General features: G+C 60.9%; 25 protein-coding genes. 11 read left to right on the top strand and 14 right to left on the bottom strand.

The window, feature by feature from the left end:
• Window positions 1-441: 441 nt before the first annotated feature.
• The 7 genes from D882_RS0111275 to D882_RS1000000131640 all read right to left on the bottom strand — a co-directional run bounded on the left by D882_RS0111275 (window position 442) and on the right by D882_RS1000000131640 (window position 7517).
• Window positions 442-1122, bottom strand: a complete 681-nt coding sequence (locus tag D882_RS0111275; RefSeq protein WP_027923336.1) for a molecular chaperone — start codon at window positions 1120-1122, stop codon at window positions 442-444.
• Window positions 1123-1133: 11 nt separating this feature from the next.
• Entirely contained in the window at window positions 1134-3632 is a 2499-nt protein-coding gene (locus D882_RS0111270; protein WP_032833498.1) for a fimbria/pilus outer membrane usher protein, read from the bottom strand.
• On the bottom strand, window positions 3632-4294 hold the full coding sequence (locus D882_RS0111265; protein ID WP_050590178.1) for a molecular chaperone: 663 nt from the start codon (window positions 4292-4294) through the stop codon (window positions 3632-3634). The genes D882_RS0111270 and D882_RS0111265 overlap by 1 nt, the downstream gene beginning before the upstream one ends.
• A gap of 259 nt (window positions 4295-4553) precedes the next feature.
• Entirely contained in the window at window positions 4554-5567 is a 1014-nt protein-coding gene (locus D882_RS0111260) for a fimbrial protein (protein WP_027923333.1), read from the bottom strand.
• 78 nt (window positions 5568-5645) lie between these two features.
• Window positions 5646-6176, bottom strand: a complete 531-nt coding sequence (locus D882_RS0111255; RefSeq protein ID WP_177327605.1) for a fimbrial protein — start codon at window positions 6174-6176, stop codon at window positions 5646-5648.
• A 176-nt stretch (window positions 6177-6352) separates the two neighbouring features.
• Window positions 6353-6880: a fimbrial protein gene (locus tag D882_RS0111250; RefSeq protein WP_027923331.1), complete on the bottom strand. Its 528-nt coding sequence runs from the start codon at window positions 6878-6880 to the stop codon at window positions 6353-6355.
• Window positions 6881-6959: 79 nt separating this feature from the next.
• Window positions 6960-7517 carry a fimbrial protein gene (locus D882_RS1000000131640; RefSeq protein WP_177327604.1) on the bottom strand — a complete coding sequence of 186 codons (558 nt, stop codon included), beginning with the start codon at window positions 7515-7517 and terminating at the stop codon, window positions 6960-6962.
• A 400-nt stretch (window positions 7518-7917) separates the two neighbouring features.
• Between D882_RS1000000131640 and D882_RS1000000132670 the strand changes: the two genes are divergently transcribed.
• Window positions 7918-8226 (top strand): hypothetical protein, encoded by a 309-nt coding sequence (locus tag D882_RS1000000132670; protein WP_155953722.1) that lies wholly within the window; start codon window positions 7918-7920, stop codon window positions 8224-8226.
• Here D882_RS1000000132670 and D882_RS0111235 read toward each other — a convergent pair.
• The 3 genes from D882_RS0111235 to D882_RS01000000131005 all read right to left on the bottom strand — a co-directional run bounded on the left by D882_RS0111235 (window position 8223) and on the right by D882_RS01000000131005 (window position 10833).
• Complete coding sequence (locus tag D882_RS0111235; RefSeq protein WP_027923329.1) at window positions 8223-8723, bottom strand: outer membrane beta-barrel protein; 501 nt, start codon at window positions 8721-8723, stop codon at window positions 8223-8225. The two genes, D882_RS1000000132670 and D882_RS0111235, sit on opposite strands and share 4 nt — an antisense overlap.
• Before the next feature lie 322 nt (window positions 8724-9045).
• Window positions 9046-9423: a hypothetical protein gene (locus D882_RS01000000131010; RefSeq protein ID WP_032833497.1), complete on the bottom strand. Its 378-nt coding sequence runs from the start codon at window positions 9421-9423 to the stop codon at window positions 9046-9048.
• A 198-nt stretch (window positions 9424-9621) separates the two neighbouring features.
• Window positions 9622-10833 (bottom strand): EAL domain-containing protein, encoded by a 1212-nt coding sequence (locus tag D882_RS01000000131005; protein WP_050590174.1) that lies wholly within the window; start codon window positions 10831-10833, stop codon window positions 9622-9624.
• Window positions 10834-11046: 213 nt separating this feature from the next.
• Here D882_RS01000000131005 and D882_RS0111215 point away from each other — a divergent pair, with 213 nt between their 5' ends.
• From D882_RS0111215 to D882_RS0111170, 10 genes are all read left to right on the top strand, one after another.
• The gene (locus D882_RS0111215) at window positions 11047-11661 is read left to right on the top strand and encodes a response regulator transcription factor (RefSeq protein ID WP_027923328.1); all 615 of its coding nucleotides are present in this window, start codon (window positions 11047-11049) and stop codon (window positions 11659-11661) included.
• Window positions 11662-11737: 76 nt separating this feature from the next.
• The gene (locus tag D882_RS0111210) at window positions 11738-15286 is read left to right on the top strand and encodes an ATP-binding protein (RefSeq protein WP_032833496.1); all 3549 of its coding nucleotides are present in this window, start codon (window positions 11738-11740) and stop codon (window positions 15284-15286) included.
• Between the two features lie 156 nt (window positions 15287-15442).
• Window positions 15443-16471, top strand: a complete 1029-nt coding sequence (locus D882_RS01000000131000) for a DUF1254 domain-containing protein (RefSeq protein ID WP_032833495.1) — start codon at window positions 15443-15445, stop codon at window positions 16469-16471.
• Between the two features lie 17 nt (window positions 16472-16488).
• On the top strand, window positions 16489-17415 hold the full coding sequence (locus D882_RS0111200) for a transporter (protein ID WP_027923326.1): 927 nt from the start codon (window positions 16489-16491) through the stop codon (window positions 17413-17415).
• A 46-nt stretch (window positions 17416-17461) separates the two neighbouring features.
• The gene (locus tag D882_RS0111195; RefSeq protein ID WP_027923325.1) at window positions 17462-18133 is read left to right on the top strand and encodes a DUF3313 domain-containing protein; all 672 of its coding nucleotides are present in this window, start codon (window positions 17462-17464) and stop codon (window positions 18131-18133) included.
• Window positions 18134-18431: 298 nt separating this feature from the next.
• Complete coding sequence (locus D882_RS0111190; RefSeq protein ID WP_027923324.1) at window positions 18432-18815, top strand: tautomerase family protein; 384 nt, start codon at window positions 18432-18434, stop codon at window positions 18813-18815.
• A gap of 30 nt (window positions 18816-18845) precedes the next feature.
• Window positions 18846-19445 (top strand): TetR/AcrR family transcriptional regulator, encoded by a 600-nt coding sequence (locus D882_RS0111185; protein ID WP_027923323.1) that lies wholly within the window; start codon window positions 18846-18848, stop codon window positions 19443-19445.
• 103 nt (window positions 19446-19548) lie between these two features.
• Window positions 19549-20514 (top strand): 2-hydroxyacid dehydrogenase, encoded by a 966-nt coding sequence (locus D882_RS0111180; RefSeq protein ID WP_027923322.1) that lies wholly within the window; start codon window positions 19549-19551, stop codon window positions 20512-20514.
• A gap of 144 nt (window positions 20515-20658) precedes the next feature.
• Window positions 20659-21726: a phosphotransferase family protein gene (locus tag D882_RS0111175; RefSeq protein ID WP_027923321.1), complete on the top strand. Its 1068-nt coding sequence runs from the start codon at window positions 20659-20661 to the stop codon at window positions 21724-21726.
• 44 nt (window positions 21727-21770) lie between these two features.
• Entirely contained in the window at window positions 21771-22538 is a 768-nt protein-coding gene (locus tag D882_RS0111170) for an SDR family oxidoreductase (RefSeq protein WP_027923320.1), read from the top strand.
• Window positions 22539-23012: 474 nt separating this feature from the next.
• Here D882_RS0111170 and D882_RS0111165 read toward each other — a convergent pair whose 3' ends face one another.
• The 4 genes from D882_RS0111165 to D882_RS0111150 form a co-directional block, all read right to left on the bottom strand.
• Window positions 23013-23264 (bottom strand): DUF1652 domain-containing protein, encoded by a 252-nt coding sequence (locus D882_RS0111165; RefSeq protein WP_027923319.1) that lies wholly within the window; start codon window positions 23262-23264, stop codon window positions 23013-23015.
• A 198-nt stretch (window positions 23265-23462) separates the two neighbouring features.
• Window positions 23463-24959 carry a helix-turn-helix transcriptional regulator gene (locus tag D882_RS0111160; RefSeq protein ID WP_027923318.1) on the bottom strand — a complete coding sequence of 499 codons (1497 nt, stop codon included), beginning with the start codon at window positions 24957-24959 and terminating at the stop codon, window positions 23463-23465.
• Between the two features lie 137 nt (window positions 24960-25096).
• Window positions 25097-25990, bottom strand: a complete 894-nt coding sequence (gene sigJ, locus D882_RS0111155) for an RNA polymerase sigma factor SigJ (protein ID WP_027923317.1) — start codon at window positions 25988-25990, stop codon at window positions 25097-25099.
• Window positions 25991-25993: 3 nt separating this feature from the next.
• Complete coding sequence (locus D882_RS0111150) at window positions 25994-26428, bottom strand: carboxymuconolactone decarboxylase family protein (RefSeq protein ID WP_027923316.1); 435 nt, start codon at window positions 26426-26428, stop codon at window positions 25994-25996.
• Window positions 26429-26474: the final 46 nt, after the last annotated feature.

The raw sequence follows: 26474 nt of genomic DNA, 5'->3' as shown, positions 1-26474 counted from the left end.
GCAATGGCATAGCCAATGCCCAACACTGAAAAGCGGAAGTCGGTATAAATCCGGCCACCATAGGACCAGGTCGAACCGGAGCCTGAAGCATCGCCCTCGCATGAGACGATTCGCCCCGATATCACACTGGAACATCTTCCCCTCCACGGAGGGTTTCGAGTTGGTCGAGATGGTGATATCTGCACTCCAGTGGTCTTCGGGCTGCTCGACAGTTTCTGCGTCGGGCGGCACCACATATAAATTCTTCAGATCACAATCCGTGTCTACATGCACTTCAAGCCGTCTGCCATACGGAAAACAAAAGCAGAACAGTGACTACTAACTTGCTCATTAGAATTTCAACCTTGCGGAAAAATGGCGCTGTTCAGGCGCTTTCCCGGTCTACGGAAAGTCCACAGGATGACGCCCGGCACCCACCGAAAGCTGATGAGGCCAGGATCGTCAGAAGGAAAAACTCGCTTCCTCGGTCATGACGCCGAAGTCGTCCACGGCGACCCAGGCCACCTTGCGTGGCTCTGTTGCGGCGATCGGATAACTCGCGGTTTCATGCGGGGCCAGCAGCGCCGCTTCCGGGATATCAACCCCATTCACCTTCAGGTACGCCAGCGAGACGTAGAACGGCGTCGGGTTGTTCACCTTCAGCTGCCCCATCGTGCCGCGATCGAAGGCGAGGCTGCGGTAGGCCTTGGCTGCCTGTTCCGGCTTCAGCGCCGCAGGCCGGCAGATCAGCTTCAGCTGGAATACCACCACCGTCTTGAGCACATCCTCCGCGTCCTTCTCCGAGGGAGGGATGACCTTCACGTTCAGCCAGAACAGCGTCTCGCGGTCCTTTGCCAATGCCCCCGGCGCCTTGATGATGCGCAGCGTGCGACTGACGCCCGAGTCCAGGCGGAACAGCGGCGGCACCACGGTCAACAGATCCGTTTCCCGCTCCGCCGCGTCGGTGATCCACGACTGGATCAGGTGCGGCGGCGAGCCCGTCGTGCGGTCGCGCACCCGCAAGCCCGCCTCGCGCTTGCCCTCGGCGAAGATCACCCGGGTCGCGCCCAGTTGCACATCGGCCTGGGCCAGCAGCGGGCCCAGGCCGCTCAGGCAGAACAGCAGACAAGCCAGCTTTCGCATCTTTCTTCACCTCACTCACACTTGGCCGACGTGTTGACGATGCCGGTGCCGTTCTTGTCTTCGGGCAGCTCGTACTTGGCCTTGCAGCTGTTGCCCGCGCCCTCGCCCCAGGAGACCTTGAGCACGCCGGTGGGCTGGAGGCCGGTCAGGTAGATCTGGCCCTTGTTGCCGACGATGTTGTCCGGATTGATCGGCTCGCCCTCGATATCCACGCGGGCGCCGAAGGGCACGAAGCCGAGCTGGTTCTTCAGCGAAATCAGTGCGCGGCGGCCGATGCGCGAGACGAACTTGGCGCGGGTCAGGGCGCCACGGGTCGGCACCACGTCTTTCACCGAGTCGACCATTTCCACGTCCTCCGGAGCCGCCTCGACGGACAGGCCGACCGAGTTCTTCCGGTAAGGCGTGGTGTAGGGGACAATGGCGTAGCCGCGGGAGTCAGTGTAGACGCCCGACTGACCCTGGACCTTCACCCCCGCCGCACCTCCGGCATCGACCAGTGCCGGGGTCTCACCCATGTACTGGCCGACGGTGACGCCATCGCCATGTAGCAACACGCCGCCGCGGGCGCTGTAGTTTATCTGGGTGCTCGAGTCGTTGTAGGTGTAGCCAGCCGCGAACTCGCCGGCCCCGCTCATGTAGCGCGCATTGAGGCTGCCATCGTTGCCACCGCCGGATTCGGTATAGCCCTGCTGCGCCGACCACGACAGGTTTTTGTCCTGCAGCGCATGGCCAGATAGGTTGACCCGGTGGCTGGCGCTGCCGCTCTTGCTAGTGGCATAGCTGTAGGAGCTGAAGAAGCCGTCGAACGGAATGCTCACGCTCACCGACAACGCATTGTCGGTGCTGACGTCGCTTTCCTGTTCATCCTGGGTGATCGAGCGGGTGTGACTGTAGTCGACGCTGAAGCTGACGTCCTTCCAGAAGTTGCTGTAGCCGACCGAAACCGACTGGTCCTTACGCCCGTTGCCCCAGTAGTCCTCACTGTAAAGGCTCATGTTCAGCGCTCCCAGTTCCGGCGACAGCGACTGGTTCATCGACACCTCGAAGCGGCTCTTGCGCCGGTTCAGGTAGCCCGAGCCGCCGTCGGTGTAGGTGTCGAGCACCTCGGTCATGCCGGCGTAGCCCTCAGTGGAATAGCGATAGGCGGCCAGGGCAAAGTCGGTGCCGGAGTCGACGAAGTTCTTGTTGTAGCGAATACGTGCCGACTGCCCGCCGGTCTTCTCCTCGTTGAAGGCCTGCGACCAGGCCTGGGTGATATCGGCAGAAACAGCCCCCCAGTCACCCATGTTCAGGCCGAGGCCGGCGGCGACGGAGTGATATACGTCGGCGGCTTGGAAACCGCCATAGACGGTCGTGCCATGGGCCAGGCCCTTTATGGCGGTGGCCTGCACGACCTTGCGCTTCTCCACGTCGTCGCTCGACGGCCGGTAGTCGCCGGCGGCCACGCTGTAGCTGAAGGCGCCTTCGCGACGCATGATCGCCAGGCTGGAGAACGGCACGATGAATTCCTGCTGGGTGCCGTCGCTCTCTTCTACGGTCACCATCAGATCACCGTTGCCGCCGGTGGCGTAGAGGTCGCTGATCTCGAACGGGCCGGGGGAGACGCTGTCTTTGTAGACTACATAGCCGTTCTGCCGCACAGTCACTAGCGCGGCCGTGCGGGCGATGCCGCGTACGATGGGCGCATAGCCGCGCTGACTCTCCGGCAGCATGTCCTCGTCGGTGCCGAGCTGGAAGCCCATGAAGGGCACCGAGTCGAACACCTCGGAGGACGTGGTGGCCGCGCCGACGGTCAGTTCCGAGCCGATGCTCGGGAACACGCGCTTGGCGTAATTGTAGACCGACTCAATCTGCATGTCGGCGCTGCTCGAGGATTTGTTCACCGAAGTGAAGTTGCGGATGCGCCAGCCGCCGATATTTACCCCTGGCAGCAGCGACAGGCTCTGCGAGGACGAATTGCCGCCACCCTTGCGCGAGCTGCTGTTCAAGCCGCTGAAGCCATAGTTGAGGAAGGCGGCGTTCTCGCCCTGGTCCCACAGTGAGGGCGATACGCTGCCGCGCGCCTGCTTGACCATGGAGGCCTGCGGCACGCTGACATTGAGGCGCTGGGAGGCGAACACGAATTCGGTGGTGGCCTGCGGCACGGCATCGATGCTCAGGCATTTGGACAGCTGCCCCACGCCCTGTATGAGCGACAAGTCGACGCCCCACTTGTCGAGCATCTCCAGCGACAGGCAGGGCTGCAGTACCTGGCCTTCGGTCGGCTCGAAGCGGATATCGCGCTTGTCCACGGCCTTGCCGTTGACATAGACATCGACGCGATAGATGCCAGGCAACTGCCCGGCCTGCCCCTGGAATACCGACAGATCGGTGACCGCTGGTGCGCCTCCGCCACTGTTCAGCATGGCCGGATCGAAGTATTCCTCAGCGCGAACGGGCCCCACTCCCACCATGATGAGCAGCGCCGTCCCTCCGGCAACGCTGACGAGACCGAGACGCACGAGGCCCATTATCCGTTACCTTTCAACGCAGTGTTGGCATGGACTTGGCCGGCCGAACCGTAGTCGTTGATGACCTGCCATTTCACCTCACAGGCGGTGCCGGAAACCGCGCCGGCGAAGGTCTTAGATTCACCGGGCGCGACCCACCCGGGCGTCTTGATCTCCACGCCGCTGACCTTCACCGAGGCGAAATTCATGTAGTACTTGGTCGGGTTGCTGACGCCGAGGCTGGCGCCGCGGCAGTGCCATTGCAAGCCGGCCGCCATGGCATCCACGGTGTTGGCGAGCAGCGCCTGCGGCCGGTAGATCAGCTTCATCCGCGATTGCACGGAGAGGGTCAGTTGGTTGGCATCGACGCCAGACTTGACCGATGGAATGGAGCGCACGTTGAGCCAGAACAGCGATTCGCGGTCTTCCGGCAGGTTGCCGATCTTGATCACCCGCAATAGACTGGCCGACTCGGGAGCCATCTTGAACAGCGGCGGCGTCACCAGAAACACCGACTGGGCATCGCCGCCCTTCTCGTCCTCGACCCAGGCTTGGACCAGGAAGGCGCTCTTGTCGGTATTTTCCAGACCGATGGAAGTGTCCTTCACCGCCCCCTTGAAAACCAAGCGAGTGCCGCCGACGACGACACCGGCGTGGGCAACTTGCAGGGAAGAGACAAGCAACAGACAAGCCGCTATGAATACATGTTTCACGACATTTACCCTCAAAAGAACCCATCTGGCGATGGAAGGAAGTTCATTTGAGAGAAATATAAAAAATTACCATCCAACAACATATCAGGGATGTATTGTAGATTTGTAGGGATTCCCTTATCTCCCTAAAAAGCACACAGCGACGGACCGCCAACAGGTCCACCCCAAGAAACAATTACATATATTAATATAATAATTATCTGCGCAACTCTCTAGCGCGCCGCCTTAACTATCGATATTTAAGTGTAAATTGAGCAGTACCTTTAGCCTTACCCACCACTACCTTGCTTGCATTCTGATAATAGCGCGCCGCCATATTTATAGTATTTTGCCCCAGCGTGGCCTGGGGAATTATTCGAACTTCCTCACCCAACGGCATGATGGTCACACCATCCGCTTGCAAGAGCTGAATGGCCACTCCCGAAGCCCCGCCCGAATCCACTCTCAATAATCCCTTGCTGGCATCGGCAGCGCCAGAACTGCTGACCGTCATGTCGATTGCAACTTCCCCATTGCATTGCAAAGGTATGGAGAAATGCTCCGCCGGGGAAACGCTGCCGACACCTTTTAAATATTCACTCGCACTTACCTGATGAAGATTGACATCGATCTCACTGTCGACCAAATCGCACCCGAGCCCTTCATGGGTTACGCTGCCCGCACCAATATACATATAGCCACTATCATACTCAATATATGGAGTCCTGAGATGCGCATATCTCAAGTTCAGCAAATTGGTCTGAGGAAAGGCATAGGTGCCGGGCTTTATCGGGCCAGTCGAGACATATATGAGCATCACCTCCAACCAACCAGGATCGTCATAACTATTTTCTGAAGACCAAAAATAATTAGAACTGTCAACCGGAGTCCAGTCTGCAGTACCCAAACCAACAGCCTTTAGTCCAATGGCAACTCCAACCCCATCAATTCCTGTTTTATACAGCGGATAACTTTCCCCTTGATACTTCCACGTCACACCAGCTCTATCAGCCACTGCGTTAGCCATCCCCACGTAATTATCTCCATGCGGACAGCCCCCCGCACTTGTAATTATCTGACGTCCACTAAAAACCGGCCCCCCCAGCTGAACCCCGACCTGAGATACATCCTGCGCAAGATCAACCTCAATCTGCGGTGACGGCATAGAAAGATCATAAACTTGACAATCATCTGTCGCCGCCTCAGCCGCGCGAAACGCAAATACAGCGAAGGAAAAAGCAAGAATAGGAAATAGCCTTCTCATCACCGCCACCCCATTACATCGAATTTACCCAGACAACAAAAAACCCGACCAAACCAAAGACTCAGCCGGGATTACCGATTAGTTGTAAACCAGCGTGAAGTTGGCAACCGCGTCAGCCTTACCACCCACCACGGTCTTCGAGGTAGCCATGTACTTGGCGACATAGTTCAGCACCAAGTCGGTCTGCCCTTCCGCCAGCGGGTTGTACACGGACTGGTGGTGCAGCTTGATTTGGGTGGTACTGTCGTACTCGTAAAATGCTATACCCACGCCCTTGGCGCCACCCTCGGCAGACTGCAGCGCAAGCAGGTCGGCGTTCTCGGCATCGGCCGAACCGTCGAAGACCACGCCCACGCTGCCGATGCCGGTCGGACAGTTAGCCAACGAGATCTTCAGCGGCGCCGAACCCAAGGTGGCACCCACCACGCCTCCGAAGGCGGTGCGGTCGACCATGCCCAGGTCGAGATCCATGGCTTGGGCGCCGCCAACGACGTCACAACCCTTGTCGATGATCGTGCCGGTGATGGCGATGCTGCCGGCGGCGGCATAACTTTGTGCAGCCAGCATGCCAGAGAAGATGACAGCAGAAGCCAGGAGAAATTTTTTCATAACAAAACCTACTTGATTGATAAAATGCATCGTTGATACCCGAGCCATGCTTCCTCGAGATGGAATCATTATATCAATGCAAAAAGCACCGACCCAGAAGGCGATCCTTAGCCGCATGTAGGGATTCCCCTCATTAACTATCAAAGCACAAAGTACGCGATATAGAACGAACCACCTTAGTTATAAACCAGGGTGAAATTAACCACAGCACTGGCCTTACCAGCCGTTACCGTTTCGGAGGTCGCCTTATACTTTGCGACATAGCGCAATGTGGTTCCCGACTCACCGTTGAGGATATTCGCCCGCCCCTGCATTCGCAGTGGAATCAGTGTCGTCCCATCGATTTCATAGAGAGCGATACCTACCCCCTGCGCACTGTTGGCACCCTGTAGGGCGAGAATGGCATCGTCGTCCGCGCTGGATATTCCGTCGAATACCAGCCCCACACTGGTCAGCGAAGGATGGCAGTTGGCTAGTTCGATGTTGAACTGCGCCGAACCGACGGTGGAACCGGCACCCTTGAACGATTTGACACTCATGATACCCATGTTCACGGTTTGCGCATCACTGCCCGGCGCAACATCACAGCCACCAGCAATGATCTCGCCATCGAAATTGATCACGCCATCGGAAGCGGCCTGAACGGAAGAAAAGCCCAGCACTCCCAACAACGCACAAAGAGAAACAACAGGAAACTTTGACATGATGATTAACCTCGCAAGCGGTGACTGTCGCAGACGACCCGACACTACCCCCCATCCAGAGAAGTAGAACAATGAATTTCTAGTTGTAGACCAAGGCGAAGTTTGCAACCGCTTCGGCAGTTCCGGCCGCCATATCCTTCGAGGTCGATTTGAACTTCAGGATATAACGCAAGAGCATGGCGGTCTGTCCTTCGGCGATGGGCTTGAATTCGGACTGCCGATACAACGGGATCTGTGTCGTGGAATCGGATTCGTAAAACGCAATACCCACTCCCTCGGCGGCATCTTTCCCCTGCAGCGCCAATAAACGGGTATCCGACAGATTTGCCGGCCCGTCAAATACTATCCCGACGCCACCAGGCATTACCGGACAATTGATCAGCGGAATTTCGATCACCCCGGCGCCGGAAGTTGCGCCGGCCATCCCACCGAAGGATGAAATATCCAGCTGCCCCAACTCGATACTCAGCGACTTGCTGTCGCCGGGAACATCGCAGCCCTTGTCCAGCACCGCGCCGGTTACATGTACAGACCCTTCAATTCTGGGAGTGCCTGGCTCCGCCTGGACTATTTCGTACTCAACCAGATACCCGACAGCAATAGCGCCCACCAGTAGTATTCTCTTCATTTTTTTCATGGGATTGATTCTCTCCCGAGAGCTGTTCATGTCTTAATAACAGAAGTTACTACAACACTCCGTGCAGCCCCCCTGAATGACAAGTAGGGAAATCCCTAATCGGACAACCGCGAAAAATCCGAAGTACTCAAAAAAGCGGACAATGGGGAGCCGCCCCACTGAACGCTAACCCCCCCCCCATCCGAATCATCGGAGGCCTCGCCGGAGCGAAGTGTCCGCTACCCAGCACAGCAGCAGGAACAGCACCACCGACATCAACAGGAAACACTACCCGCCCTCCTGCGGCTGGGCGGTCTGGGCGGTTTCTTCCGCGCGCGGGCTCATCAGAAGACCCAAAAGGTGGAGGCACCGACTGCTCCGCAGCGATGCCACGAATAGCATCTGCCTCACGAAAGTCAGCATGCAGATCGACACCCTCCTGCCAGGAGGACTCGACGGTAGCGCCTACCGCCTGGCCGAGCGCGAAGCCCGCCTCGACATCGGTCTGGCGATTCAGGCGCTGAAGCCGATTTTGCTTCGCTTCGTCCCACCGCAGCTTGGCAAGCGCGCAGGGACAGGTCGGGGTGCCCGCCCCGCCCCTCCTCACGCTCCCTGCGAGCGCCTCCGCCCCCCCCTGAAGACTGCCCTGTTCGGCCATGGAGATCGTGGCACCGGACAGAAAGAGCATGACCATTCTTACGAAACCGCGCAGCATCCTGCGCTCGGTTAAAAGCGCAGGTAGGCCGACGCTGTGGTCTGGTCGACGTCCAGATCGCCGACCTTCAGGGCCACCTGCTCCAGGCGCAGGCCCAGTCCGCCGACCACATCCACTTCGGCACCGAAGCCATATAGGGTGTCCATGTCCTCGGACGAACCAGTAACATCGTCGTCATCGCTGCGCCAGGCATGCAACCCTGCGATGCCATAGACACGGATACGCTGCCCCAGCGGGAACCCCAGTTGCGCACTTGCCTGGGCTGATTGGCCGCTGAAACTCTCGCGACCGCCGCTTAGTTCGCCAAAGTCCACCACCGCGCCCTCGAAGGCCAGGTAGTCATTCAGGCGATACCCTGCATAGACCTTGTAGCTCTCATCGGAATCGTCGAGCTCGCGCTCGTCGACCTCGAAGCGGGCAATGCCGCCGCCGACAAACAGGCCGCTGTCGGCTAGAGCAAAGGCCGAACCGGACAGCAGAACAATCGTGGAAATTAATTTCGACAAACGCATACCTACTCCCATTTCTTGTAAATTTCGAAAAGCCGTTGGTCACTCGCTAAAAAACGTCATCCCCAGCAGACTGCGGAGTGATTGCGCAGCGCCTAAAACATGGATAAAACAACCATCGACACCGGCGATGTGAAACCGATGAGATCGGCGGGCAACTCGCCGCGCATTACCGCTCAGCACAGCAGCAGGAACAGCAATATCGTCATCAGAAAAACGCGCAATATCGTCATCAGAAAAAAACTCATTATCGTCATCAGGAAAAAGCCCAGTCCGCCTTCCCGCGACCCGACGGCCTGTTCAACCCCTTCCACCCCCCGCCCCATCAGAAGCCCCGGTAGGAGGAGGCGCCGTCCTGCTCCGCAGCGATGCCACGAATAGCATCCGCCTCACGAAAGTCAGCATGCAGATCGACACCCCCCTGCCAGGAGGACTCGACGGTAGCGCCCACCGTCTGACCGAGGGCGAAGCCCGCCTCGACATCGGCCTGGCGATTCAGGCGCTGAAGCCGATTTTGCTTCGCTTCGTCCCGCCGTAGCTTGGCAAGCGCGCCGCGCAGGGACAGGTCGGGCTGCCCGCCCCGCCCCTCCTCACGCTCCCCGCGAGCGCCTCCGGCGTCCTCCTGAAGACCGCCCTGTTCGGCCGTGACGATCGTGGCACCGGACAGAAAGAGCATGACCATGATGGTTTTTGCGAAACGCATGATTCCCCTCGGTTGCGGCCCAACTGAGCCCTAAAGAAAATGGCCGTGCCGACGGATACGCGGCATCGGTATTCATTGTTCATCTGCAAAGGCACTCGGGTTCGCGACGGGCAGCACCGCCGGCACGAGTGCGGAAAAAGGTGCCAGGACCGGGCGCCGCACCCCTTGCGCCAGGGCGCCCGGTGCTGGGCTGACTCGTCACTGCTGGAGCAATTCGGGCAACACGTCGGCCGTCAATTCAGCCATCGCCGCGATATCGATCGCCGCCATCGGCCGACCAAGCAGATAGCCCTGGGCATAGCGGCAACCGAGCGAGCACAGCAAGGCCAGTTGCGCCGGCGTCTCGACGCCCTCCACCACCAGCTCGACGCCCATGGCGCGCGCCATGTCCACCGCGGACCGGATAACCTCCACGCTACGTGGCTGCAGATCGCTGGCGCGAATGAAGGCAGCATCGAGCTTCACCTCGTTGAACGGCAGCTCGCACAACCGGTTCAACGACGAAAAGCCCAAGCCGAAGTCGTCCATCGACACCTTGCAGCCGAGCATGCGCAGGCGCAGCAGCGCTTCCTGGGCGGCGGGCAGGTCGGCGATCTCGCCGGTCTCGGTCAGTTCCAGGGTGATGGCGCCCGGCGGCAGCCAATGTTCGGCCAGCGCGGCACGAATGCGCTCGACCAGATGCTGCGATTCCAGTTGCGCGGTGTGAACGTTAAACGCCATGGGCAGGTGAATACCGCGCTGACGCAGGGAACACTGGAACTTCAGGCTAGGCAGGAACATTGCCCAGAACAGTTCGTCGAGCAAGCCGTACGCCTCGATGACCGGCAGGAACGCCGCCGGGCCGAGCAGCCCCTGCTGCGGATGACGCCAGCGCGCCAGCACTTCGACGCCGACGACGCGGTTGAGCTGGATGTCGCGCTTGGGCTGAAAGAAAGGTTCGAACTCATCCTCCAGCAGGGCACGCCGCACTTCGGCAAACCCGGGCTGTGCAGGCGGTACGCCAGACACCACAGCCGGGTGGGGGGTGCTTGCCGCTGCACGTTCCATCAGCGCAGCGATCTTGCGCAGCGTGTACGGCTTGCCCAGGTCACCGATATAGGCGAGCCCCAGCCCCGCCACCATGGCGGCGACGCCACAGCGTAGCGAGGGCTCGATATCGCTGCAGATGATCACCGCTTCCACCAGCCGCTCTTGCGCGGCGCGCCGAAGGAAGGCCAGGCCATCCATGCCTGCCATCTGCAGATCGCAGATCACCAGACGCACACCACCACAGGCACGCAACAGCGCAAGCGCCTCCGCCCCATCGCCCGCTTCCAGCGCGTCGGTAACGCCGATCAACCCGAGCGTGGCGCGCAGGACGGCACGCTGAAAACGATTGTCCTCGAGCAGAATGACCTTGCCGGTTTGCATGATTTGTCCCCATAGGTTGCATGCCGGCAAAGCTACACAATACCCGGAACAGACTTCCCCTAAGCCCTTGTAGGGTTTTCCCTATTCCGGGAAATCGCCTTTCAGCACGCGGGATAATCCGAGAAAATATGCAGTGTTCCCCTACCCGTTGCGGCGGGTTGGATTAAAGTGAGTTGGATTAAATTGAATTGGCGTGCAGCCTTCGAGGTAACCATGAGTAAGATAATGATTGTCGACGATCATCCCACTGTACGTCTGGCGGTCAGGGTGATCCTGGAGCGCGAGGGTCACCAGATAGTCGCGGAGGCCGACAACGGCATCGACGCGATCAAGCTGGCCCGCGAGGCGATGCCGGACATCGCCATCATCGACATCGGCATTCCGTTGCTCGACGGGCTGGACGTCATCGGCCGCATGCGCAGCATCGGCTTGCGCATCGACACCCTGGTGCTGACCTCGCGGCCCTCCTCGCTCTTCGCCAGCCGCTGCATGAACGCCGGCGCGTCCGGCTACATCAACAAGAGCGACAACCTGGAGGAGCTGGTCAGCGCGGTGAAGGCGGTGGCCGCCGGCTACGGTTTTTTCCCGCGGGACGCCCTCTACGATCGCGAACACAACAACGAAAAAGAGGCCTTCGGCTCGCTGACCGACCGCGAAATGATGGTGCTGCAGGCCATCGTCCGCGGCGTGAAGATCAAGGACATCGCCACCACCATGCTGCTCAGCGACAAGACCGTGAGCACCTACAAATCGCGGATCATGCAAAAGCTCAGCGTGGGCAACAACGTTGAACTGGTGGACTGCGCACGGCGCAACGGCTTGGCCTGATGCTGGCTTCGGCGCTCGCTCGCCGAGCGATGGCCTCGGACGACAGCCTCCCACTCGCTCGCCTGTAGGACTGACGATGAAACGACTGTTTCGCCCACTTCTGTTCCTCGCCGTCGCCCTTGCCGCCAGCCTCGCCGGCGCCGACGAACTCGAACTGCTGGCCCGCACGCACTACCGCCTTGCGCTGAACGATCCGCTGACCCTGCAACTCATGTCCGCCCGGCAACGGATCGTCGTCGGCGTGGTCCGGCCGGATTTCCGCCCCTTCGACATCACCACCGACGGGCGGGCCTACGAAGGCCTGTCGGCGGACTACCTGGCCATCGTGAAGGACACCCTGGGCGTCGAGGTGAAGATACGCCCGTTCGACAGTCTCGAAGACGCCTTCGCGGCACTGTCCGGGCGCGAGATCGACCTGCTCAGCACCATCACGCCCGAGCAGGTCGCCGGCCACCGGGCCCGGCTCAGCGACGCCTACAGCCAGGACAGTCCCCACCTCTTCAATCGCACCAACGAGCTGCGCCAGCTCGATCGCCTGGTGGGCGTCTCCATCGCGATGAGGGCCGGCTACCTGCCCCCCGACCAGGCGAAGCAGCTGTTCCCCGGGGCCAACCTGCATTTCTTCAAGACCGATGAACAGGCCATCGCCGCCGTCGCGTTCGGCAACCTGGACCTGTACTTTGGCAATTCACTGAGCGCCGGCTACGTGATCAATCGCAGCTACTACAACTACATTCGTCCGCTGGCCTACCGGATACCTCCGCTGCGCGGCATCGGTTTCGCCGTGCGCGACGATGACGGCCTGTTGCTGCATGCAATCAACGCTGTCCTGGCCGGCATCACCGAGGACCGCCGTGAGGAAATTGCCCGGCGCTGGATCGGCGGCGTGGACTTCGGCGCGGATACCCAGTTGCACCTCACCTCGTTGCAGACGAACTGGCTGGCCCGCCACCCATCGATCGTCTTCGGCGCCGTCGAGGACTTGCCGCCCATTTCCTTTTACGACGAGTACGGCCGCTACAGCGGCCTGGTGGCCGACCTGCTGAACATAGCCACGTCGCAGACCGGCATCCGATTCGAGCTGCGCCGGCATGCCCAAACCAGCGAGATGACCCAGGACCTGGCGACTGGCAAGACCCAACTGGTCGTCACCTCGCCTACCAGCCACATACCCGGCCTGCACTACACCCACCCGTTCGTCGCCGGCGCCTATGTCTACATCGGCCGCACCGATGGAGACTCGGACGGCAGCACGCCACGGCGCCTGGCGCTGTCTCGCGGCCACCCGCTGGAAAGCTTCTTCCACACCCGTCATCCGGATCTGCAACTGGTCGGTACCGACAGCCTGCGCGAGTCGCTGCGAGCGGTGGCTGTCGGCGATGCCGACCTCACCGTCGCCGGCATCACCACGGCCCAGTACCTGCTCAATGTCCTCAACAGCCCGAATCTGCGTATCGGCGGGCTGGTCGATGCGCCCGATGCCCTGCTCGCCTTCGCCAGCCCGGACCCGACCCTGATCGGCGTCCTGGACCAGGTCCTGCTGCAGGTTCCGCCCAACGAGATCAATACCCTCGCCACCCGCTGGCGTACCAACGCCGCGCAGACGGAAACCACCTGGCAACGCTACAAGCCGCTGTTCCTGCAGATGCTGATCGCCTCGGCAGCCTTCCTCGCCCTCACCCTGCTCTGGGCCATCTACCTGCGCCGACAGATCCGCCAGCGCGAACGGGCCGAGGCGGCGCTGGCTGAGCAGCTGGCGTTCAAGCAGTCGCTGATCAACGGCATTCCCCAGCCGGTGTATGTCCGCGACCGCGACGGCAACCTGCTGAGCTGCAACGACAAGCTCCTGGAGCTCACTCAGATGTCCCGGGAACAGGTGATCGGCCAACCCACCCGGGCGATCACCACGCTGCCCGCCGAAGAGCAGCGGATGCTCGAGCGTGAGTACGAACAGGTGATCGCCAGCGGGGCGGCCCAGGAGAGCGACCGTGAACTGCACGTGAATGGCGCCGTCCACCACCTCTTCCACTGGATCCACCCATACCGCAATGCCGAAGGCGAGATCCGCGGCATCATCGGCGGCCTGATCGATATCAGCGAGCGCCTGCGTCTGGTCGACGCGCTGCGCTCGGCCAAGGAACAGGCCGACCAGGCCAGCCGGGTGAAGAGCACCTTCCTGGCGACCATGAGCCACGAGATCCGTACGCCGATGAACGCCATCATCGGCATGCTCGAACTGGCGTTACGCAAGCTGGATGCCGGCCAGACCGACCGCAAGGCGATCGAGGTGGCCTACGACTCCTCCCACGGCCTGCTCGAACTGATTGGCGACATCCTCGACATCTCCAAGATCGAGGCCGGCAACATGACCCTGAAACCCGCGGCGGAACACCTCGGCGAACTGATCCTCTCGGTGGTCCGGGTCTTCGACGGGCTGACCAAGCAGAAGGGCCTGCAACTGGACCTGGCGCTGGACGACAGCGTGCGCCGCTGCGTGTCCGTCGATGCGCTGCGCTTCAAGCAGGTGCTTTCCAACCTGCTGAGCAACGCCATCAAGTTCACCGACGAAGGCAGCGTCGGCATCAGCGCCAGTACCCGCCCCGCCGGACAGGACGCGATCCTGCTGCACCTGAGCGTGCGCGATAGCGGCATCGGCATCAGCGCCGCCGATCAGGACCGCCTGTTCGCCCCTTTCACCCAGGTCGTCGCCCCGGGCCATGCGGCGCGCGGCGGAACCGGGCTGGGACTGTCGATCTGCCGCTCCATCAGCGAAATGATGGGCGGCCAGTTGTACCTGGAAAGCACCCTGGGCGAGGGCACCGTCGTACACCTGGAGCTGCCGCTGCCCCTGGCCACGGATGCGCAGATTGAAGCAACGGCGGCTCCCCAGGCCAGCCTCCGGACCGGCCCCGCCAGACCGTTGCGCGTGCTGGTGGTCGACGACCACCCGACCAATCGGCTGCTGGTCACCCAGCAACTACAGCACATGGGCCACTCGCTCCTGGAGGCCGAGGACGGCTACGCCGCGCTGGCAGTGCTTGATGGCGCCGCGGTCGACCTGATCATCACCGACTGCAACATGCCCAACCTGAATGGCTACGACTTAGCCCGGCAGGTCCGTGCACGGGAAGCGGAGACGGGCACGCCGCGCTGCCCCATCGTCGCCTACACCGCCAATGCGCAGCAGGAGGAAATCGAGAAATGCCTGGCCGCCGGCATGGATGCCTGCCTGTTCAAGCCACTGAGTCTGGACGACCTGCAGGACTGCCTGGCCCGCCTGTTCCCCGCCGAGCCTTCGCCCCCCTCACCCGCGCCCAAGCCTGCCTTCGCCAACTACGATGCCGAACTCATGCGTGCGCTGGTGCAGTCCATGGTGCAGACCAGCCGAGCCGACCTGCTCGCGCTGCAGGCGCGCATCGAGCAGCGCGACTTGCCCGCCATCTCCGATCTCGCGCACCGGATCAAGGGGCCTGCGCAGATGATCGCGGCAAGCACCATCGTCGAATGCTGCGAGGCACTGGAGCGCGAGAGCCGTTCCGAGACGCCCTCGTTCGACACCGTCGAGGATAGCTTCCGGCAACTGCGCGAGGCGCTGCAGGCGCTCGAATCCAGCGTCGGCAATTGACCTGCGGGGTGGCTCGCTCAGGGATTACCGAGGCCGCCTCGGGGAATTCCTGACGCCACCCTCCGGGTCAACTTTTTGTCCGCTGCGGAGTTGTTTGGCGATCTGGCGCTTCTCAAACTCGCGTGCTTTATTCCGCCAATCTTCACGGAGCGATTCATGCGGTTTCCCTCTCGTCGCACCCTCCTCGCCGCAAGCCTCGTGCTCGGCCTGGGCGCCCCTCTTGTACAGGCCGGCGAAACCCCGACCAAAGTCAATGCCCTCAACTTCATCCGTGCCGAAACGGATCAGTATTTCGCCAAGACCGTCCGCGAAGGCGGCTTCGGCCGGTTGCTGCACGACCGCGAACCCACGCCGCAGGACAAGCAGACCGTGGTGCGCATGAACCGCGACACCCTCTACTCCTCGGGCGTGTTCGACCTGGATGCCGGGCCCGTCACCCTTTCCCTGCCCGACGCCGGCCAGCGCTTCATGTCGATGCAGGTGTTCTCCCAGGACCACTACGTCACCGACGTCACCTATACCCCCGGCCCGCATACCTACAATCGCGACCAGGTAGGCACACGCTACGTCTACGTGATCGTGCGGACCCTCGCCAACCCCGAAGACCAGAACGACATCCGTGCCGCGCAGAAGCTGCAAGACGCGATCAGTGTCCGCCAGGCCGGCAAGGGACAATACGAGCCAGCCCATTGGGACAGTGCCTCGCAGGACAAGGTGCGTGACGCGCTGAACACGTTGAGCGCCCTTGGCGGCGACGGCGTGCGCTTCGGCACGCGAGAGCAGGTGAACCCCATTGCCCACCTGCTGGGCACCGCCACCGGCTGGGGCGGCAACCCCGAGTACGCGGCGAAATACGTCAGTGTCTATCCCCAACGCAACGACGGACACACCGTGCACCGCCTGAGGGTCCGCGACGTGCCGGTAGACGGTTTCTGGTCGATCAGCGTGTACAACGGCGCCGGCTACTTCGAGAAGAACGGCCCCGGCGCGGTGTCGCTGAACAACCTGACCGCGCGCAAGGACGCCAATGGCGTCGTCACCGTGCAGTTCGGCGGTTGCGAACCCTCCACGGCGAACTGCCTGGCGGTGACACCCGGCTGGAACTACGTGGTGCGCCTGTACCGGCCGCGCGCGGAGATCCTCGACGGTCGCTGGACCTTCCCCGCTGCCAAATCGCAGCTGTGACGGCTCCGGGAAAACGCATGTATCCGCACACCAAGATCGCTTTGCTGAGCCTGTCGCTGCTGTTCCCGCTCGCCGCGGCCCACGCCGCTGACGACGGAGCCCGCGCCTATCAGCTCGCCCCCGTAGGTACGCAGATGCTCACCGCCTACGGCATCGTCACCCATGGCAACCAGTCCACCATGCCCGGATCGGTGATCCGCGGCAGCGATGTCGACGTGCAGGTGGGCGTCGTCCAGTACACCGAGGTATTCGATGTGGGCGGCCATGCAACGGCGCTGTTCGGCGTGCTCCCGTACGGTGAGGTGAAGGCGACGGTCAAGCTGCCTGGGCAAGACATCACGAGCACCAGCAAGGGCCTGGGCGATGCGCAATTGGGCATTGCCTACGGCCTGATCGGTTCGCCTGCGCTGACACCGGAGCAGTACGTCCAACAACGGCCGGGCTTCTCCCTGGGCGTACTCGGCAAGCTGTTCCTGCCCACCGGCGAGTACGACTCGCACAAGGCGGTGAATCTCGGCACCCACCGCTATGCCCTCGAGCTGGGCCTGCCGACGTCCTATGCCCTGGGCGAGTCCTATCTCGATCCGTCGTTGACCACCTTCGAGCTGCTACCAGCGGTTATTGTCTATGGCGACAACGACTCGCCCTACGGCGCCGACCGCAGTAGCCAGAAGCCCTTATACGGTGGCGAGGCGCACCTCACCCACAACTTCGGCCCAGCCTTTTGGGCGTCCGCCGACGCGCTGTTCTGGCGCGGCGGTGAAACCCGCACCGATGGTGTCGACGACGATAACCAGCAGCGCTCGCTGTCGCTCGGCGTGACCGCCGGCGTCAACCTCAACCGCACCAGCTCGCTGAAGATGACCTATGGCGAGGCCGTGGAACGTAACGAGGATGGCGTCGATGGCTGGCTCGGCCGCATCGTCCTCTCGGTGCTGTTCTGAGCCACCCCGCAACGCCCTTCCGTAATCGCCCCCAAGGAGCAACACCATGAAATCGAAGTGTCTGGCGGCCTCACTCTGTGTGGCCGCCCTCGCCCTCTCCGGCTGCGCCAGCAAGTACGTCGAGCCCGAGCAGTATTCGGGGTTCCTCAAGGACTACAGCGTGCTGAAACAGGGCAAGTCGGCGTCCGGCACGGAGGTGCTGTACTGGCTCGACGACGGCCTCGACGCGAAGCGCTATACCAGCGTCTACATCGAGCCGAGCCGGCTCTACCCGCAACCGCCGCCCAGCGAGAAGATTTCGCAGGACACGCTGCGGGACATCACCCGCTACTATGACCAGGCGCTGCAGCGCGAACTCGCCAAGGTCCTGCCGCTGGCCGCCCAGCCAGGGCCGGGCACCCTGGTGGTGCGCCCCGCGATCACCGCCGTCGAAGCCTCGGACAAGGACCTGCGCCCGTACGAATACCTGCCACTGATGTTCGTGGCCGCCCAGGTGAGTAGCGCCACCGGCATTCGCGACCAACAAACCCGCCTGGCCAGCGAGGCGGCATTCCTCGACGGCGGTAGTCGGCGCACGGTCGCCGAAGTGGTGCGCAAAGGCACCGGCAAGGACCTGGAGAACGATGCCCAGACGATGCACGCCCAGGACGTCAAGGCCGTGCTGGACGGCTGGGCGGTCGACATGACGCGCTCCCTGCAGATGCTCAGGCAGCGCTGAGCCCAAACTGCACCGCCCGCACCATAGTAGAACCGCTTCGTGTTGACCGTTCCCGTTCACGGGACGGTCTTTTTATGGATCAAAACGCCGAAGGTCCCTCGCCGCAAGTCGAGGGGCGCACGGCCGGTGTTTGAGGCGAGTGGCGCCTGGCGCCGAGACCCAACAAGCAGGCCGGCGACCTCGACATGCCAACAACGCCAAGCCTGTGGATGTTTCATCGCCAGATGACAGCTTTGACTTGATAAAGGACCTCCGTCATGTATTTTTAACTGACCGGCCTTTTTTCTGGAGACATCCCATGCCACTGGTTCGTGTCGACATCAAAAAACACCAAGACCCTACCTTCGCCAAACGCGTCGGCCAGCTGATTTACGCGGCCATGCACAGCGCCATTGCCGTACCGGAGAACGATAACTTCCAGATCCTGACGGAACACGATGAACACCATTTCATCTTCGACCCTGGATACCTGGGCATCAACCGCACCGACAATCTGGTGATCATCCAGATCACGCTGAGCGAAGGCCGGACGGACGAGAAGAAAAAGCTGCTCTACAAAACCATCGCCGAGAGCCTGAATCGCGAGCTGGCGGTACGCCTGGAGGATGTGTTCATCAATCTGGTGGAAGTTAAAAAAGAGAACTGGTCGTTCGGCAACGGGATTGCCCAATACGCCCTTTGATTCCCCACCTTTCATACCTGTGAGCCACTGATGCCGCGAGTTTCCCGCAAGCAAGCCGACCTCAACCGCGAAATCATCGTCGAGGCCGCCACGCGGCTGTTTCGCGAGCGAGGCGTACACGGCATCAGTGTCGTCGACGTCATGGGCGCCGCAGGCCTGACCCATGGCGGCTTCTATGGGCATTTCGAGTCCAAGGAGGCATTGGCGCAGGAAGCCAGTGGTCGGGCGTTCGAGCAATCGGCTGAACGCTGGCGGGAACGGATCGCCGCCCATGTCGACGACAACGACGCCGCCCGTCGTGCGCTGATCGAGCCTTACCTGTCGCCAGCCAGCCGCGACAACCCGGGTGACAGCTGCCCGGTGGCGGCTTTTGCCGGGGACATGTGCCACGAAGCGACCGACAGTGGTTTGCGCCAGACCTTCATGGAGGGGCTCAACCGGCTGCTGAAAGCCTATGGTTCGCTGCTCGATTCGGGCGATGTCGATGCCGATCGGCAACAGGCACTGGTGGAGTACTCGCTGATGGTGGGCGCCCTGACCCTCGCCCGCGCCACCCGCGGTGAGGCCGTATCGGATGAAATTCTCGACGCCGCCCGCACCTTTCTGACGTCAAAAGGTTCATCAAACTGAACATCCGCGTGTGCGACTGTTGGCCGTTGCTAAACTGTTCGGGAGTCCGCAATCTGAAGCAACGTTCGAGCCCCGACAATTTCGATGCCCACAGGAGCGCAGCATGCCTGCAACCGTTCTGGTACTGGTTGAAACCATCAATGATTACTTGCCGATTCTCGAACATCAGGGTTTTCACCTGATTCTTGCCCCCACACCCGCCGAACGCGCGGCGGCCATCAGCCGTCATGGAGCGCAGATCGATGCTGTGCTGACACGCGGCCCGTTGGGTCTTTACGCCGATGAAATCGCCGCCTTGCCCAATCTCAAGATTATTTGCGTCATCGGTGCCGGGTACGAACACGTCGACCTGCAGGCCGCCGCTGACCGCGGCATCACGGTGACCAACGGTGCCGGCGTCAATGCCTCATCAGTCGCCGACCACGCCATGGCCATGCTGCTCGCGCTGGTGCGTGACATCCCCCGCTGTGATGCGGCAGTGCGTCGTGGTGAGTGGCCGAAGATCATGCGCCCTTCCCTGGCCGGCAAGCGCCTGGGCATCCTGGGCCTCGGCGCCGTCGGCATGGCCATCGCCAAACGCGCCGCCAATGGCTTCGACATGACGGTCAGTTACCACAACCGCCAGCATCGCAGCGATGTGCCGTACACCTTCTGCTCAACGCCCACCGAACTGGCGCGCACCTCGGATTTCCTGATCATCGCGACCCCTGGCGGCATAGGCACCCGACATTTGATCAACAAGCCAGTCCTCGACGCCTTGGGGCCCAACGGGTTCCTCGTCAACATCGCCCGCGCCAGCGTGATCGTCAGCACCGACCTGATCAGTGCGCTTGAACAACGACGCATTGCCGGGGCCGCGCTGGACGTGTTCGATGCCGAACCGCATGTGCCGGAGGCGCTCAAGTCGCTGGCCAACGTGATCCTGACGCCTCATGTGGCGGGTTTGTCCCCGGAGGCGACTCAAGGCACTGTCGAACTGGTGGGACGCAATCTGATGGCGTTCTTCTCCGGCCACCCGGTCTTGACCCCCATCGAACTGCCGTCATCGCTGAGCAGCGCTGCGATTTGAAGTTCATTCAAACAGGTGTATCAAAAGCAATGATTGCCCGGCAACACGCTCACCTATAAGGGCCGTTCATGGTTGTGGGTGCCGGGTGCGCGGATTAGATTAGCCAATAGTCGCAGGCCTCCAAAATAACCAGAAGGGATAAGCATGGCGCTTACTGACCAGTCCACCCGTATCCGCTCTGGCGAAGAACTTGATGCCAGCCTGATCGATCCGTACCTCAAGGCACACATTCCGGGCCTCAGTGGTTTGCCGCAGATCAGCCAGTTTCCCGGCGGCGCATCGAACCTGACGTACCTGCTGGAATACCCCGAACAGGAATTTGTCCTGCGTCGGCCGCCATTTGGCCACAAGGCCAAGTCCGCCCACGACATGGGCCGTGAATTCCGCATTCTCAACCAGCTCAAGGACGGCTTCCCGTATTGCCCCAAAGCCTACGTGCACTGCACCGACGAATCGGTGATCGGCGCCGAGTTCTATGTGATGGAACGGGTCAACGGGATCATCCTGCGCTCCGAACTGCCGCCGGAACTGGGTCTGGATTCGGCAAAAACCGAGGCCCTGTGCAAAAGCTTCATCGACAAGTTCGTTGAACTGCACCGTGTCGACTACACCGCCTACGGCCTGGGTGATCTCGGCAAACCCGAAGGTTATGTCGCCCGCCAGATCAAAGGCTGGAGTGATCGTTACGAGAAAGCCCTGACCCCGGACGCGCCACAGTGGGACGTGGTCAAAGCGTGGCTCAACGACAAAATGCCGGCCGATCACCCGACGTCCAGCATCGTCCACAACGACTATCGCTTCGACAACGTGATCCTCGACCCGCAAAACCCGATGCAGATCATTGGTGTGCTCGACTGGGAACTGACCACACTCGGCGACCCGCTGATGGATCTGGGCAACACCCTCGCCTACTGGATCGAAGCCAGCGACCCGGCACCGGTGCAACTGATGCGCCGCCAGCCCAGCCATGCACCGGGCATGCTGACCCGCCGTGAATTCGTCGACTACTACGCTGAACGTTCGGGCATCCAGATCGACAATTTCGACTTCTACTACACCTACGGCCTGTTCCGCCTGGCCGGTATCGTGCAGCAAATCTACTACCGCTTCTTCCATGGTCAGACCCAGGACAAACGCTTCGCGCAGTTCATTCACATGAACAAACTGCTGGAGCAAATGAGCCTGCAAGTCATCCAGAAATCCAGCCTTTGATTACGCGCCTGGCCCAATAACAAGACTTTCCATAAGAGAACCCCATGTCCAAGACTCAGTTGTTCGACCTCGACGGCAAGATCGCTTTCGTTTCCGGCGCCAGCCGTGGCATCGGTGAAGCCATCGCCAAACTCCTGGCCCAGCAAGGCGCCCACGTCATCGTCTCGAGCCGCAAGCTCGACGGTTGCCAGCATGTGGCCGACGCGATCATCGCCGCCGGCGGCAAAGCCACCGCCGTCGCTTGCCACATCGGTGAAATGGAGCAGATCAGCCAGGTCTTCGCCGGTATCAAGGAACAGTTCGGCCGTCTCGACATTCTGGTCAACAACGCAGCGACCAACCCACAGTTCTGCAACGTGCTGGACACCGACCTCAGCGCCTTCCAGAAAACCGTCGACGTCAACATCCGCGGCTACTTCTTCATGTCGGTGGAAGCCGGCAAAATCATGCGCGAAAACGGTGGCGGCAGCATCATCAACGTCGCCTCGATCAACGGCGTCTCGCCGGGTATCTTCCAGGGCATCTACTCGGTGACCAAGGCCGCCGTGATCAACATGACCAAAGTATTCGCCAAGGAATGCGCACAGTTCGGCATCCGCTGCAACGCCCTGCTGCCAGGCCTGACCGACACCAAGTTTGCCTCGGCACTGGTCAAGAACGATGCGATTCTGAAAACCGCGTTGCAGCAGATTCCGCTCAAGCGTGTTGCTGATCCGAGTGAAATGGCCGGCGCGGTGCTGTACCTGGCGAGTGAGGCGTCGAGCTACACCACTGGGGTTTCGTTGAATGTGGACGGTGGGTACTTGTCCTGATTTGATTCGTCAGCAACCCTGTTAAGGGTTGGCACACCACAAACCCTGTGGGAGCAAGCTCGGCTCCCACAGGTTCTGTGTTTGGGGTCTATTGGGTAATGCAGCGCGTGGTCGTGGTCATCCGCTTCACTTCCCCCTCCGCTCTCGCATCACCCAACACTTCGGTCTTGTCGATGGTTTCGCAGTGGCGTTCTACCGGGGGTAACGGTGGCGGCGGAGGCGGTGGACTGGAGCAGCCGCTGAGGATCGCAATGCAGAAGGCAAGCGACAGCGGCGAAAAAGCACGTTTTCCAAGACTGTTCATAGGCTGACCTGCGGTAAGTAATCGATGTTTTCCGCGACTCGACGACAACACCGCGAAGTCGCGGACCGGTCACAGAAAATTTTACCCTCGCATTTCTTATAGCCCAGTCACCGGCCAATGCCAGCAAATAAGCCACTCAAGCCGATTTTTACCCCGAAAAACGACAGCTCTTATTGATTCTCGCCTGGGTGATGCAAACTATTGCTCTGCAACTCGTAACGCAGCTCTTCAATCAGCGACGCCAGCGCTTGTGGCGAATTTAGGCTCGACACCTTCAACCCGCTGACCACCAGGTCAACCTCACCCGACTCCGGGTGATACAGCTTTACCGTCACCGAGTTGTCTCCCGACACGCTGCATTCGCAGGCGCGTGGTGAAAAGTGCTGCTCCAGCAGCGCACGCAATTGCGTCAGGTAAATCATTGCGATTCCCCCTTAAGCTGGCTGGCAACCTCGTCGATAGAAACGAAATTAAGTGGGCGACGCATAGGGCAATTCCTTGAGCTGTTTCGTAGAGGACGCGAAGGGGTCAAAGCCCCCTTTTCGCACCCTTACAGCCTAAGGACTGGCGTCTGGTCCCAACACGTCCATTTGCACTGCCTCCACTAGTGCATTTGCACCCTAGCGCTGGCCCTTGGGGCGCCATTCACTGGAGAACAATCCGCGCTCGCGGGACCAGACAATCGCCTCGCTGCGACTGTGAACGCCAAGCTTGGAATACACCGTCGACACGTGGTTGCGCACCGTGTTCAGCGCCAGTTTCAGGCGCACGGCGATCTCCTTGTCGGCCAGTCCCTCGCAGATCAGGCCGAGTACATCGCGCTCGCGAGCGGTCAGGTCGGTGAAGGACACGCTGGGTAACTTCGGCGAGTTGACGCTTTTCACGTTGGCGAGTTTTTCGATCAGCGTACGGCTGAACCAGGAAGCGTCTTTCATCACCTCCTCGATCGCCGCGACCAGTTCAAGCTCGGTGCGTTTGCGTTCGGTGATGTCCATCAACACCAGCAGGTAACAAGGACTGTCCTGAATATTCACGGTGTCAGCCGAGATCGTGCAGTCAATCAGGAGCGTGTCTTTTTTGCGGATCCTGACATCGACGCGGTCCAGGCTTCCGGCCTTCTCCAGCGCTGCAAACAGCTGCGTGCGTGCGGCCTTGTCGTCGATGAAGTCGATCTCCGCGAGCGTCTTGCCGAGCACTTCCTCGCTGGGATACGCGAGGGTGTCGAGAAAGGCCTCGTTCACGTCGATCACCACCTGATCCTGCGCGCTGCACACCAGCGTCGGCACCGGTGTCAGGCGAAAGGCCTTGGCGAAGCGCTCCTCGCTCTGGCGCAGGGCAATTTCGGCTTTGTGCCGGGGCTCCATGTCGACGAACGAAAACAGCATGCAGTCTTCTTCGTTCAACTCCAGCGGCTGCCCCGCAACGATCACCTGTTTGCTGCCACCGTCAGCCAAGCGCAGCTCGGCCTGCATCTGTGGAATCGTGGCGTGCTCGCGCAGACGCTCGATGGCCAGGTCTTTCTTTTCGGCGCCTTCGAGGATGTCCAATTCATAAGTCGACACGCCGATCACCTGATCGCGGGTAAAACCGGTCATCTCCAGGAAACCGCCGTTGACCTTGATGTAACGCAAATCGCTGAGGCGACAAATCACCGCCGGGGCCGGGTTCGCGTTGAAGGTCTTTTCGAAACGCTGCTCGGCGCTGGCCCATTCGGTGACGTCGTCCATGATCAGCACCAGCGACTCCGGCTCACCGGCGCTGTCGGCCACCACCAAGCTGCGCACCCGGTGCACCCACATGTGCTCTTCATCGTCGGTCGGACTCACTTCAACCAGCACATCGCTGAACGTTTCGCCCCGGGCGACGCGGCTGACCGGGTAATTGTCCTTCGGCACCGGGTGATTGTTCCGATAGCGCAAGGCGAAGCGCTTGGCGTACTCCCGGGCATTGGCGCCCAGTTCGTTGATCTGCTCGACACCGTGCATGGCCAGCGCGGCGTCATTGGCCCAGAGGATCGTCTGATCGAGTTCCAGCAGAATCACGCCGTCGGACAAACCGGCAATAATCTGTTGCAACTGGCGACGATTGGTTTCGGTGCTCAGGACGTCCTGACTCATTGGATCTCCACACATTTAGCGGCACCCATGCACGGCGCCCAGTGAAGATTACGACCACGCAGAAGCGGGATCGTGCAAAGAACCTGTGTGCGAGCAAGCTCGCTCCCACAGGTTTTTGTAGGTATCCGTTGGGCCGGTTATTGCAAGTGCAACGAATTCTGTAACCCCGCCAGCTTGTCCGGATTACGCATGATGAAAATCCGGCTCACGCACCCCGCCTCGTCAAAACCGAAGGTCATTGACGCTGTGATAACCCCGTCAGCCTTGATGATCACACCTTGGGCCCCATTGATTTCCATCGGCAACCATTCGCAGGTCTGCCAATAGGCGTGCAGCGACTGGCCAATGAAATCAGCAACGCGGGTAATGCCCAGCAGGGTTTCGCGGATGGCCGAGGCCTTGCCACCACTGTCCGCACAAAGTTCGACGTCTTCGCTCAGCATCGCGGTCAACGCTGTGGTCGAGCCGCTGGCGATGGCGCTGTGGAAGGCGTTCAACAGTTGATCCTGACGCATCGGCTCCGGTTGGTAGCGCGCGTGCCCGGCGCCGAGGCTGGTTTTGGCCCGGGACACCAGTTTTCGGCAAGCCGCTTCCTGAACCCCGACCGCATCCGCGACGTGCGCGTAATCCATGTCGAATATTTCGTAGAGCAGGTACGCCGCACGCTCCTTGGGGGTCAGCCGTTCGAGCAACAACAGGAACGCCGTGGACAGCGACGAGGCCAGTTCATGCATGTGCTCGGGTGAATCCTGATGGGTGGTGTGAATCGGTTCCGGCAGCCAGGTGCCAATGTAATCGACCCGCGACTTGTGCGCCGACCGCAGCAGATCAATGCAGTGCCGGGTGCACGCTGTGGTGAGCCAGGCGGCCGGCGTGGCAATGGAGGCCCGATCAGCCTCCAGCCATTTGATGAACAGCTCTTGCACGACATCCTCGGCTTCAGCGCGTGAGCCGAGAATGCGGTACGCCAGACCGAGCAAAAAGGGCCGACGTTGCTCGAACACAGCGGCGGCGTTTTCAGCGCAATTCATCGATCAGTGCCTCGACACCTGCAAACGGTTCCACAGGTTGATCATGCCGATCTCGGCCGTCAAGGCACCGATCTGCGCGTCAGTGAAGTGCTCACGCAAGTCACCGCGCAAACGGGCGTAATCGGTCTTTTCATCGAGCACGGTCAGGGCTTCGGTCCAGGCCAGCGCAGCGCATTCGGCGGCGCTGAAATCACTGACGTGGCGCCAGACGATCAAGCGGTCGAGACGCTCGTTGCTTTCATTGGCCTCACGGGCTTCGCGGGTGTGCATTTTCACGCAGAAACCACACTGGTTGATCTGCGAAGCGCGCAGATGAATCAGGTGTTTGAGGGTGGGTGCCAGGTCGTGGTTATCGAGGGTGACGTGGACCTGAGTCAGGCTTTCGAAAACCTGTGGGATCGATTGCAGCAAGTTGACCGGTTGGGTGTTGGACGACATCGTGTTGCTCCACTGTTTAAAGGGTTCAACAGGATGACGATTGAGG

It is taken from the genome of Pseudomonas sp. URMO17WK12:I12 (assembly GCF_000514395.1).
In the GTDB taxonomy this organism is placed as follows: Bacteria; Pseudomonadota; Gammaproteobacteria; order Pseudomonadales; family Pseudomonadaceae; genus Aquipseudomonas; species Aquipseudomonas mucoides.
This window is presented reverse-complemented; position numbering and strand designations above follow the sequence as displayed.